General features: G+C 58.9%; 7 protein-coding genes. 4 read left to right on the top strand and 3 right to left on the bottom strand.

The genetic code is table 11. From position 1 onward, the window contains the following. Positions 1-134: 134 nt before the first annotated feature. The 3 genes from N7578_RS01675 to N7578_RS01685 all read left to right on the top strand — a co-directional run bounded on the left by N7578_RS01675 (position 135) and on the right by N7578_RS01685 (position 2,974). On the top strand, positions 135-1,358 hold the full coding sequence (locus tag N7578_RS01675; protein ID WP_311108585.1) for a lytic murein transglycosylase: 1,224 nt from the start codon (positions 135-137) through the stop codon (positions 1,356-1,358). Positions 1,359-1,425: 67 nt separating this feature from the next. Then, a complete protein-coding gene (locus tag N7578_RS01680) occupies positions 1,426-2,643 on the top strand; it encodes a DUF459 domain-containing protein (protein WP_311108586.1) in 1,218 nt (405 codons plus the stop codon). Positions 2,644-2,776: 133 nt separating this feature from the next. Then, on the top strand, positions 2,777-2,974 hold the full coding sequence (locus N7578_RS01685) for a hypothetical protein (protein WP_311108587.1): 198 nt from the start codon (positions 2,777-2,779) through the stop codon (positions 2,972-2,974). An 80-nt stretch (positions 2,975-3,054) separates the two neighbouring features. Here N7578_RS01685 and N7578_RS01690 read toward each other — a convergent pair whose 3' ends face one another. Together N7578_RS01690 and gltB are read right to left on the bottom strand one after the other, a co-directional pair. Beyond that, entirely contained in the window at positions 3,055-4,509 is a 1,455-nt protein-coding gene (locus N7578_RS01690) for a glutamate synthase subunit beta (protein WP_311108588.1), read from the bottom strand. 180 nt (positions 4,510-4,689) lie between these two features. Beyond that, entirely contained in the window at positions 4,690-9,435 is a 4,746-nt protein-coding gene (gltB, locus tag N7578_RS01695; protein ID WP_311108589.1) for a glutamate synthase large subunit, read from the bottom strand. 372 nt (positions 9,436-9,807) lie between these two features. Here gltB and N7578_RS01700 point away from each other — a divergent pair, with 372 nt between their 5' ends. Further along, a complete protein-coding gene (locus N7578_RS01700) occupies positions 9,808-10,860 on the top strand; it encodes a low specificity L-threonine aldolase (protein WP_311108590.1) in 1,053 nt (350 codons plus the stop codon). Between the two features lie 75 nt (positions 10,861-10,935). On the opposite strand, the gene N7578_RS01705 is transcribed toward N7578_RS01700, so the two are convergent. Next, positions 10,936-12,270, bottom strand: a complete 1,335-nt coding sequence (locus N7578_RS01705; protein WP_311108591.1) for an LLM class flavin-dependent oxidoreductase — start codon at positions 12,268-12,270, stop codon at positions 10,936-10,938. Positions 12,271-12,490 lie beyond the last annotated feature (220 nt).

A 12,490-nucleotide genomic window follows, 5' to 3' on the forward strand; every position in this document is an offset into this window, starting at 1 on the left:
AACAACGTTTTGTAAAGGTCGACGCTACCATCTATTAATGGTAAAGAATTTGTTGACGTTCTTTTGGTATCCATCGTGAAGCCCGATGCGTATCTCGCAATCGAAATGACATTCGAGAGAACGAAAGACTGACGATGACAAAGATGATCCTTTCAGATGTCCGCAAATTCGGCTGCATGGTGTTTGCAGGTCTGGCGATCACCCTGACGCCATTCTCAGCACATGCCGACGCTGGCTTCAGACAGTGGATCAACCAGTTTTACTCAACAGCCGCGAAAGAAGGCATCAGCAAGGCGACCTATCAGAAAGCGTTCGCCGGCGTGACCGAGCCTGACCCTGACGCGCTGCGCAAGGCAACCTATCAACCTGAATTCACAACACAGATCTGGGATTATCTCGATTCTCGCGTGAACCCTTACACTGTCCGGATCGGCCGCGAGATGAAGGCGCGCCATGCTACGACGCTGAACTGGATCGAGCGGAACTTCAATGTCGACAGGCATATCATCCTTGCGATCTGGTCGATGGAATCGAACTACGGTGCCGTCCTCGAAAAGCCGGAGCGTCTGCACAATATTCCGCAGGCACTGGCAACGCTGGCCTATTCCGATCCCAAACGCGCCAAATTCGCCCGCAACCAGCTGATCGCTGCCCTCAAGATCCTGCAGGCTGGTGACGTGACGCCGAAACAGCTCACTGGTTCCTGGGCAGGCGCCATGGGCCACACGCAGTTCATTCCCACCAGCTACCTGCTTTACGCAATCGACGCGGACGGCAATGGCAAGCGGGACATCTGGCACTCCGTTCCCGACGCTCTGGCCACCGCAGCAAACCTGCTTGCGAAAAATGGCTGGGAACCGGGTAGAACCTGGGGTTACGAAACAGCAGTCCCGCGTGGCGGCGCCCGTTACGAAGGGCAAACCAAAACCATAGCGGAATGGGCGAAGCTTGGCTTCACACGTCCGAACGGCAAGAACTTCACCCGCGGTTCCGACCGTGCCATGTTGAAGTTGCAGGGCGGAGCAAATGGCCCCGGCTTCCTGATGATGAAAAACTTCTTCACCATCAAGAAATACAATGCATCCGACAGCTATGCGCTGGCCGTTGGCATGCTGGCCGACGAGATCGCCGGCTACGGCGGAATGCAGCAGAAATGGCCACGCCCCGACGGCACGCTCGACATCAAGGAGAAGTTCGAGCTTCAGAGTCGCATGAAGGAACTCGGCTATTATGACGGAGAGATCGACGGTAATTTCGGCTCCGGTTCGAAAGCAGCGATCAGCGCCATCCAGTCCCGAATGGGAATGGAAAGCGACGGCGAGCCTTCGCAGAGACTTCTGAGAGCCTTGCGTAACTGATAAGATACACCGGTCTGGTCTGGCAGCATCGTGGAGTGCCGCCGGATCGACCGGGAGGGTCGATGTCATGAGTCACACATCCGCATTGCAAAACAAACCGGCCGGGCAGCGCATCTGCGCCGTCATTTTGTCGTTTGCAATTTGCATCCCGCTCGCGCCGTCCGCCGCGATGGCGCAGGAGCAACGGCGAACGCTGTTTGAAATGCTGTTCGGTCGGCCAGTCGGCCGGGAGACTGCCCCGCCGGATCGGGAATACCAGCAGCGCATCCGACGTGACGCCGCTCCTCGCGCAAGATCGGTAACCCGCCCTCAACCGGCGCGAAAGACCCCTTCCGTGGTTCAGATGCGGACGACGAAGCCGGAGCCTGCCGCCAAGCTGGAAAATGCGCGACGCGTTCTGGTCGTAGGCGACTTTCTCGCAGGCGGCATGGGCGAAGAACTCGTGAATGCCTTTGCCAACTCTCCTGCCATCACGGTTGATGTCCGTGCGAACGGCTCTTCAGGCCTGGTGCGCACTGATTATTACGACTGGTTTGCGAACCTGCCGCAGTTCATCAAGGAGACGAGCCCGGCCACCATCGTCATCATGATGGGATCGAACGACCGGCAGCAGATGCTGATCGGAGACGTACGCGAGAAATTCGGCACCGATCTCTGGTACAAGGAGTACGAACGACGGATCGATGCGCTGCTGGCGATCGCCACGCGCCAGAAAGTACCGGTGCTGTGGGTCGGCGCGCCCGCCTTCCAGTCCCCATCGCTCACGGTTGATCTTGCCGGTTTCAACCGGCTCTATCGCACCCATGTTGAAAAACATGGTGGCGAGTTCGTTGACGTATGGGATGGCTTTGTGGATGAGGCCGGAAAATTCGTCGTCACCGGTTATGACATGAACGGTCAGCAGGCTCGCCTTCGCGAGGCTGACGGCATTGGCATGACACAGGCAGGAAAACGCAAGCTCGCTTTCTATGTCGAGAAATTCGTGCGCCGCCACCTGGATGGCGCGGGACCGGATCTTGTGAAACTCGACGGTAGCAATCTTCCCGCCCTCACCTCACTCCCGGCTCTCGGCATCGACGCAGGACAGGTTCGCACGCAGCCGATCAGCCTGACCGATCCTGATCTCGATGGGGGAGACAGACTGCTCGGTGATCAGCCTGTCAGAGCGTCGGTTATTGAAACCCCACGCGAGCGGCTGACAAAACGCGGAGAGATGAGCGACGCGCCGACAGGCCGCGTCGATGACTACCGGCTTCCTGCACCTGCCGAAACGGCCAGAAAATAACGCTGGCGGATGTCCCGCTGACGTCGCCGATATCACTAAATATTAAAACAGGAACGTGCGTCCTCCTGAGAGGTTAAGGGGCTGCGGAGCATGAAAGCATCCGCGAAAAATGATGATATGAGGAGTAAACATCATGGCCCACCAAGGCAGCACACACGACCAGCACATGAAACCGGGACAGAAATCCGGCCAGAAACCCAGCAAGAGCGGCAACGACAAGATGCGTAGCGCTTCCTCCGCATCGCCTGCTGAAAACAAGAGCGGCACGAAGGACAAGTCTCGCGACCAGTCCATGAAGAGCGGTTCGCAGGACCATAAAAACAAGCATTAGACGACAGAAACGACAATCCCCGCAGCATGGCGGGGATTATGCATTAATTCGAAGGCGACCATTCGGTCGCCTTTTCTGTCTTACAGCGGCAGAACCGTCGAACCCATCAGGGCTTCGTCGATTGCACGCGCAGCCTGACGGCCTTCACGGATGGCCCAGACAACCAGCGACTGGCCACGGCGAATGTCGCCTGCCGTCCAGAGCTTGTCGACAGACGTCTTGTAGTCGCGGTCATTCGCGACAACGTTCGTCGAACCACGGCGGTCGGTGTTGAGCTCGAGCTTGCCGTCCAGTTCCTTCAGAACGCTGTCCGTGAACGGGCCGGAGAAACCGATTGCGATGAAGGCGAGATCGGCCTTGATGATGAACTCCGTGCCGGCGATCGGCTTGCGCTTCTCATCCACCTGGCAGCATTTCACGCCGGTCAGAACGCCTTCTTCGCCAACAAATTCAAGCGTTGCCACCTGAAATTCGCGAACGGCACCCTCTGCCTGCGAGGAAGACGTGCGCATCTTGGTTGCCCAGAACGGCCAGACAGCAAGCTTGTCCTCCTTTTCCGGCGGCATGGGGCGAATGTCGAGCTGGGTTACCTTTACCGCGCCCTGACGGAACGCCGTGCCAACGCAGTCCGATGCCGTATCGCCACCACCGACAACAACGACGTGCTTGCCGCCAGCCAGGATAGGATCGGCAGGCCAGCCAACGCTATCGATGTTTTCACGACCGACGCGACGGTTCTGCTGCACGAGATACGGCATGGCATCATAAACGCCATGGAAATCGGCGCCACCGATACCGGCCGGACGCGGGGTTTCCGATCCGCCGCAATACAGAACCGCATCGTGATCCGCGATCAGCTTTTCGACGGACAGATCGACACCGATGTTTACGCCGTAATGGAAGGTGACGCCTTCACCGCTGATCTGCTCGACGCGGCGATCGATGAAGTTCTTCTCCATCTTGAAGTCCGGAATGCCATAGCGAAGCAGACCGCCAGCCTTGGATTCGCGCTCGTAGACGTGGACCTCGTGACCAGAGCGGCCAAGCTGCTGGGCGGCGGCCAGACCGGATGGGCCAGAGCCAATGATCGCAACCTTCTTGCCGGTATGGATCGTCGCTGGCTTCGGCACGATGAAGCCAAGCTCATACGCCTTGTCAGCAATCGCCTGTTCGACCGTCTTGATCGCAACCGGCGTATCTTCAAGGTTCAGCGTGCAGGCTTCCTCACAAGGAGCGGGACAAACACGGCCCGTGAATTCCGGGAAGTTGTTGGTGGAATGAAGATTGCGGATCGCCTCTTCCCAGCCGCCATTATAGACCAGATCGTTCCAGTCGGGGATCTGGTTGTGCACGGGACAGCCAGTCGGACCATGACAGTACGGGATGCCACAGTCCATGCAGCGTGCCGCCTGCTTCTGCACCTCGGCATCGGACATGGGAATTGTGAATTCCCGGAAGTGGCGAATGCGGTCCGACGCTGGCTGATACTTGCCAACCTGACGGTCGATTTCCAGAAAACCTGTAACCTTGCCCACGTTATATCCTTACATCAAAGCGGGGTACCTGTCGGACCCCAGTACCGGTAGGCGAAACCCAAAACCGCCACCGGCACAATGAATTCAAACCCGATCTCGCCATTTGCGCATAGGATCACCGTTGGACGGCACCTGCAGCGATCGGCGAGATCAGCCGATGAAATTTCCCCACGCGACGGATTACTCCGCCGCAACACCCATGCGTGCCCGTTCCATTTCCTCAAGCGCACGGCGATACTCCACCGGCATGACCTTGCGGAACTTCGGACGGAACTCGCTCCAGCGATCAAGGATGTCCTTGGCGCGGGACGAATTGGTGTAGTGGAAGTGGTTCGAAATCATCTGGTAGAGACGCTCCTCGTCGTGGCGCGTCATGTCCTCGGAAACGTCCACACGTCCCTTGTGCATGAGGTCGCCGCCGTGATGGTGCAGCTTTTCCAGCATGTCGTCTTCTTCCGGAACCGGCTCCAGTTCGACCATGGCCATGTTGCAACGCTTCGCGAAGTCACCCGTCTCATCCAGAACGTAAGCCACGCCGCCGGACATGCCGGCTGCGAAGTTGCGACCTGTTTCGCCGAGAACGACGACGATACCGCCCGTCATATACTCGCAGCCATGGTCGCCCACGCCTTCAACGACGGCGACGGCACCGGAGTTACGCACGGCAAAGCGTTCACCGGCCACGCCACGGAAGTAGCACTCACCGGTGATGGCACCGTAAAGCACCGTATTGCCGACGATGATCGAGTTTTCCGCGACGATGCGGGTGTTTTCCGGAGGACGCACGATGATACGACCACCCGAAAGACCCTTGCCAACATAGTCGTTGCCATCCCCGACCAGATCGAAGGTGATGCCGCGGGCGAGGAAGGCGCCGAAGGACTGACCGGCCGTGCCGCGCAGCGTCACATGGATCGTATCGTCCTTCAGGCCCTTATGGCCCCAACGCTTGGCAAGCGCGCCTGAAAGCATGGCTCCGGCCGAACGGTCGACGTTCTTGATCGGCACTTCGAAGACCACCGGCTCGCGGTTTTCAAGCGAAGGCATCGACTTCTCGATCAACTTGCGGTCGAGAATATCTTCGATCGGATGGTGCTGCCGCTCGGTCCAGAAGGTCGCTTCCTTCGGCGCATCGACCTTGTGGAAGATACGGCTGAAATCCAGCCCCTTGGCCTTCCAGTGCGCCAGCATCTCTTCCTTTTCGAGCAGCTCGGAAGCGCCGATGATCTCATCCAGCTTGGACACGCCGAGCGAGGCAAGAATTTCGCGCACTTCCTCGGCCACGAAGAAGAAGTAGTTGATGACGTGTTCCGGCGTGCCTTTGAAACGCTTGCGCAGAACCGGGTCCTGCGTTGCAACGCCGACCGGGCAGGTGTTGAGATGGCACTTACGCATCATGATGCAGCCGGCGGCGATCAACGGTGCGGTTGCGAAACCGAACTCGTCCGCACCGAGCAGAGCGCCGATGATGACGTCACGGCCGGTCTTCAGACCACCATCGACCTGAAGCGCAACGCGCGAGCGAAGGCCGTTCAGCACCAGCGTCTGCTGGGTTTCGGCAAGGCCGATTTCCCATGGGCTACCTGCATGCTTGAGCGAGGTCAGCGGGGAGGCACCCGTGCCGCCGTCGAATCCTGCGACCGTGATATGGTCGGCGCGCGCCTTGGCGACACCCGCAGCAACCGTACCAACGCCGACTTCGGACACGAGCTTCACGGAAACATCGGCTTCCGGGTTGACGTTCTTCAGATCGTAGATCAGCTGCGCCAGATCTTCGATCGAGTAGATGTCGTGGTGCGGCGGCGGCGAAATGAGGCCGACACCCGGGGTCGAGTGGCGGGTCTTGGCAACCGTCGCATCGACCTTGTGGCCCGGCAGCTGACCGCCCTCGCCGGGCTTGGCACCCTGCGCGACCTTGATCTGCAGCATGTCCGCGTTAACGAGATATTCCGTCGTCACACCGAAGCGGCCGGAAGCGATCTGCTTGATAGCGGAACGTTCCGGGTTCGGCTGGCCGTTCAGAAGCGGCATGTAACGGTCGGATTCTTCGCCGCCCTCACCGGTGTTCGACTTGCCGCCGATCCGGTTCATGGCAATCGCCAGCGTCGTGTGCGCTTCACGGCTGATGGAGCCGAAGGACATGGCGCCGGTGGAGAAACGCTTGACGATCTCGGCGGCTGGTTCGACCTCATCGACGGAAATCGGCTTGCGGCCGAGCGCTTCGGCACCCTTGACCTTGAACAGACCACGGATGGTGTTCATGCGCAGCGCCGTTTCGTTCACCATGCTGGCGAACTCGCGGTAGCGATCCTGGCTGTTGCCACGGACTGCGTGCTGAAGAGACGCAACCGCATCGGGCGTCCATGCATGGCTCTCGCCGCGCATACGGTAAGCGTACTCACCGCCGATATCGAGCGTGTTCGCAAGGATCGGATCCTTGCCGAACGCAGCGGTATGACGCGCGACGGTTTCCTCGGCGATTTCCGTCAGGCCAACACCTTCAATGGAGGTCGCGGTGCCGAAGAAATACTTCTCCACGAATTCCGAAGACAGACCGATGGCATCAAAAATCTGCGCGCCGCAATAGGACTGGTAGGTGGAGATGCCCATCTTGGACATGACCTTGAGGATGCCCTTGCCGACCGCCTTGATGTAGCGATAGACGACTTCATCATCCGACACTTCCTTCGGGAACGCGCCATGCTTATGCATGTCCAGCAGCGTGTCGAAGGCGAGATAGGGATTGATCGCTTCCGCGCCATAACCTGCCAGCAGACAGAAATGATGGATTTCGCGCGGTTCGCCGGTTTCCACGACGAGGCCGACCGAGGTGCGAAGACCCTTGCGGATCAGGTGATGGTGCACGGCAGCGGTGGCCAGCAACGCCGGGATCGCTATCCGGTCAGGGCCGACCTGACGGTCCGAAAGCACGATGATGTTGTAGCCGCCGCGAACGGCGGATTCCGCACGTTCGCAAAGGCGCTCGAGCATTTCTGGCATGCCTTCGGCACCGCGCTCCACATCATAGGTGAAGTCGAGTGTCTTGGTGTCGAAACGGTCTTCCGTGTGACCGATGGAGCGGATCTTCTCCAGATCGCCATTGGTCAGGATCGGCTGACGCACTTCCAGCCGCTTGGCGCGGGCAGCACCCTCGTGGTCGAGAATGTTCGGACGCGGACCGATGAAGGACACGAGGCTCATCACCAGTTCTTCGCGGATCGGGTCGATCGGCGGGTTGGTGACCTGCGCAAAGTTCTGCTTGAAATAGGTGTAAAGCAACTTCGACTTGTCCGACATGGCCGAAATCGGCGTATCGGTGCCCATCGAGCCGATGGCTTCCTGACCGGTTGTCGCCATAGGCGACATCAGGAGCTTGGTGTCTTCGCTGGTGTAGCCGAAGGCCTGCTGACGGTCGAGCAGCGACACGTCGCGGCGCAGCGCGCGAGGCTCAACCGGCTTCAGCTCTTCCAGAATGAGCTGCGTGCGGTCCAGCCAGGTGCTGTAAGGGTGCTTGGCGGCAAGCTCATGCTTCACTTCCTCGTCGGAAATGATGCGGCCCTTTTCCATGTCGATCAGCAGCATCTTGCCCGGCTGCAAACGCCACTTCTTGATGATGCGCTCTTCCGGAACCGGCAGGGTACCGGCTTCCGATGCCATAATGATGCGGTCGTCATCGGTGACGAGATAGCGGGCTGGGCGCAGACCGTTACGGTCGAGCGTCGCACCGATCTGCTTGCCATCGGTGAAGGCAACTGCGGCGGGACCGTCCCACGGTTCCATGAGTGCCGCATGGTATTCGTAGAATGCCTTGCGCTCCTGCGTCATCGACTGATTGCCAGCCCACGCTTCGGGGATCAGCATCATCATGGCATGAGCAAGCGAATAACCGCCGCGTACGAGGAATTCGAGCGCGTTATCGAAACAAGCTGTATCCGACTGGCCTTCGTAGGAAATCGGCCAGAGCTTGGAAATGTCGTCGCCAAAGAGCGGGGAGGACACTGACGCCTGACGCGCCGCCATCCAGTTGACGTTACCGCGCAGCGTGTTGATCTCGCCGTTATGGGCAACCATCCGATACGGATGCGCGAGCTTCCACGACGGGAAGGTGTTGGTCGAGAAGCGCTGGTGGACAAGGGCCACGGCGGATTCGAAACGAGGATCCGACAGATCCTTGTAATAGGCACCGACCTGATAGGCGAGGAACATGCCCTTGTAGACGATGGTGGTGGATGACAGAGACACGGGATAGAAATCCTGCGCCTCCTTGCCGCCGCCTGCATCATAGATGCGATTGGACAGAACCTTGCGGATCAGGAAGAGCTGACGCTCGAATTCGGCATTGGTGGCGGCGTCGCGGCCCGCACCGATGAACACCTGGACATGGTGCGGTTCGGTCGCGGCGATATCCGGCGCCTTCGACAGCGAGGAATTATCAACGGGTACGTCGCGGAAACCGAGGAACTGCTGGCCTTCCTCGCCGATGACGTCGACGATGACCTTCTTGTAATGCTCGATCCGCTCCGGGGTGCTCGGCATGAAGATGTGACCGACGGCATATTCGCCCGCCTTGGGCAAGGTAACGCCCTGCTTCGCCATCTCCTCGCGGAAGAAGCGATCCGGGATCTGCACCAGAATACCGGCGCCATCGCCCATCAGCGGATCAGCACCAACGGCACCACGGTGGGTCAGGTTTTCGAGGATGAACAGACCGTCCTTGACGATCTGGTGGGACTTCTGCCCCTTCATGTGCGCAACAAAGCCGACGCCACAGGCATCGTGTTCATTGGCCGGATCGTAAAGGCCCTGCTTTTCCGGCAGGCCACGCGGAGTGACTTTCGCCACTGCAACAGAAGCGGCCGCGACCGCGGTGGGACAGTCGGTGGTCATGATGGCGGCAGCGTTGTCTGCCAGCGTCTTGTTCGTCATTGGTCGTCCCTCCTGCAAAGCACTTGCACGATTTCGCACAAAGAACCGGCTCGATGCGGATTTTTCACATGTCGCGAAACCCGCCACCAAACCGGCCAACCTGAAATTTAGGACAGCATGACTGTCTCAATTCCTGAGAATTTTGGCAGAAATGGCTTCGTTTAGCAAGGCGCACATTCAATATATAAAACCGGACTTTTGCAGCTAAGTTTCCAGATGCGCCCGAGGCGTGAAACTTTCTTGTGCGAAAAGCTCTCTTTCCATTGCTTTCATTACCGGATTTGCCATTTGCACCCTGAGGTCATAAAACCTTGCGGATCTTCCCACACAGTGCCGATTCAAACAGAACCACTCACCGGAAAGCCTCCAGAGATGTTTTTTGCCTCCGACAATTGGGCTGGCGCCCACCCTGCCATCAACGATCGCCTCTCCAAGGAGTCCACACGCTTTGCTGCCGCTTACGGCACCAGTGAACTGGACCGCGCCATCGAGACCCGGTTCAATGAGTTGTTCGAACGCGAGGTGGCCGTTTTCTTCGTCGCCACAGGAACGGCGGCCAATTCTCTTTCGCTGGCGAGCATTGCCCGGCCGGGTGGCCTGACCTTCTGTCATTCCGAGGCTCACATCATAGAAGACGAATGCGGCGCACCGGATTTCTTCAGCGGCATGCGCATGGTCGCCGTAGAAGGACCGGCAGGCAAAATGCTGCCTGAAAATCTTGTCGAACGTATCGCCCGCTATCCGCAGGACGCCGTTCACCATGGCCGCGCCGCAGCCGTCAGCATGACACAGGCGACGGAAGTCGGAACGGTCTATACGCTGGAGGAAATCGACGCCATTTCCAAAATCGCGAAGGACAATGGCCTGCCCCTGCACATGGATGGCGCGCGCTTTGCAAACGCACTCGTTTCGCTTGGAACCACGCCGGCTGAAATGACCTGGAAGCGCGGCGTGGACGTGCTTTCGTTCGGTGGCACCAAAAACGGTTGCTGGTGCGCGGAGGCCATCGTGTTTTTCGACCCCGCCCTTGCCAGGGACTTCGCCTTCCTGCGCAAGCGCACTGCCCAATTGTTTTCCAAGTCGCGCTTCATCGCCGCCCAGTTCGATGCCTATCTCCACGACGACCTCTGGTTAGGCCTCGCCAGCCACGCCAACGCTATGGCTAACCGGCTACGCGCCGGCTTCGCCTCTCTCAACAGCGCCCGCCTTGCATGGCCGACCTCGGCCAACGAGGTTTTTGCCATCCTTCCAAAGGCTTCTGCCGATGCAGCGATGGAAAAAGGCGCGAAATTCTACGATTGGCTGGTGCCACGCGACATGCCGGAAAGGGTCGGTGAAGGCGAAATCCTCATCCGTATGGTGACCAGTTTTGCCACGACCGAGGCCGATGTGGACGAATTCCTGTCGATCTGCAGCGCAGCCTGAGGCCTGCTCAAGCATGCTGGCCGTCATTCATCTCATGGGACGAATGACGGCGAGCAAATCCAGACCTGACTGCCGTCACTCGCCGTTGGCAAAAAACTTATTGGCGGGACGCTTCAAGCCAAGATGGTCGCGCAGGGTCGTTCCCTCATAGTCGGTGCGGAACAAACCGCGCCGCTGGAGTTCCGGCACGACAAGGGTGGTAAAGTCATCAAGACCAGCGGGAAGGAAGGGAAAAGTGACGTTGAAACCGTCCGATCCTTCTTCATGCAGCCACCGCTCCATCTCATCGGCAATCGTCGCAGCTGTACCGACAAAAGCCAGACCGGCATAACCGCCAAGGCGCTGCGCAAGCTGGCGAACCGTCAGCCCCTCGCTTCGTGCCAGTTCGATCACCCTCTCGCGGCCGGACTTGCTGGCGTTCGTCTCGGGAATATCCGGCAGAGGGCCATCCGGATCAAAGGAGGAAGCGTCATGGCCAATTGCTATGGAAAGCGATGCGATCGCGCTGTCGTAATGGACGAGGCTGTCCAGCTTCGCACGCTTCGCACGTGCTTCATCGACGGTATCGCCGACAACCACGAAAGCGCCTGGCAGAATGACGATATCGTTGTATGAGCGGCCAGCGGCCACGGCACGGTCCTTGACGTCCTTATAGAAGGCCTTGCCTGCCGTGAGGTGCGCAGGCGCAGCGAACACGACCTCGGCTGTTTCTGCTGCAAGCTGGCGGCCGGGCTCCGAAGCGCCGGCCTGAACGATGACCGGCCAGCCCTGCACCGGACGCGCAATGTTGAGCGGCCCCTGGACGGAGAATTCCGGCCCCTTGTGACGAAGCGCATGCATTCGATCCGGGTCGAAGAAGATGCCACTTTCTGTGTCGCGAATGAAAGCATCCTCGGCAAAGGAATCCCAAAGACCGGTGACGACATCGTAAAATTCACGCGCTCTGGCGTAACGTTGCGAATGATCCGGCTGTGTATCGTGCCCGAAATTCCGCGCCGCATCCGGGTTGGCCGTCGTGACGATGTTCCACCCTGCCCGTCCGCCACTCAAATGATCGAGAGACGCGAAACGTCTGGCCACATGATAAGGCTCGTCGAATGTCGTCGACGCGGTCGCCACAAGGCCGATGCGGCTGGTCAAGGCGGCAAGCGCCGAAAGCAACGTAAATGGTTCGAAAGACGTGACCGTATGGCTGCGGCGCAGTGCTTCCACCGGCATGTTGAGCACGGCCAGATGATCCGCCATGAAAAACGCATCGAATTTTGCAGCTTCAAGCTGTTGTGCGAAACGCGTGAGATGGGCGAAATTGAAATTGGCATCCGGCCATGCGCCGGGATAACGCCATGCGCCGGTGTGCAGGCTTACGGGCCGCATGAATGCGCCAAGATGCAGTTTGCGTTCAACTCCCATCAAAATGTTCCTTTCGTCCTGAAAAGCATCTTCCAAAAGCAGAATATGACGATCTGTCCTTAGACTTCGCCCAACCGCTGCCACCATAGCCCATGCGTGTACGTTGACCTGGTTTCCCTTGCTATATGGAAGCCGTTACGGGAAATACCATACCTGCCCGATACAGGAACGATGGCCCGTCTGGCGCGCTGGCATGGACTTGTTCCAGCGTTTCATGATG

Source organism: Agrobacterium tumefaciens (assembly GCF_031801495.1).
GTDB classification, from domain to species: Bacteria; Pseudomonadota; Alphaproteobacteria; order Rhizobiales; family Rhizobiaceae; genus Agrobacterium; species Agrobacterium tumefaciens_K.

What these genes read in the sequence shown, in the direction of transcription:
- N7578_RS01675 (WP_311108585.1), top strand. Translation starts at nt 135, where the DNA reads ATGACAAAGATGATCCTTTCAGATGTCCGCAAATTCGGCTGCATGGTG.
- N7578_RS01705 (WP_311108591.1), bottom strand. Translation starts at nt 12,270, where the DNA reads ATGGGAGTTGAACGCAAACTGCATCTTGGCGCATTCATGCGGCCCGTA.
- N7578_RS01685 (WP_311108587.1), top strand. Translation starts at nt 2,777, where the DNA reads ATGGCCCACCAAGGCAGCACACACGACCAGCACATGAAACCGGGACAG.
- gltB (WP_311108589.1), bottom strand. Translation starts at nt 9,435, where the DNA reads ATGACGAACAAGACGCTGGCAGACAACGCTGCCGCCATCATGACCACC.
- N7578_RS01700 (WP_311108590.1), top strand. Translation starts at nt 9,808, where the DNA reads ATGTTTTTTGCCTCCGACAATTGGGCTGGCGCCCACCCTGCCATCAAC.
- N7578_RS01680 (WP_311108586.1), top strand. Translation starts at nt 1,426, where the DNA reads ATGAGTCACACATCCGCATTGCAAAACAAACCGGCCGGGCAGCGCATC.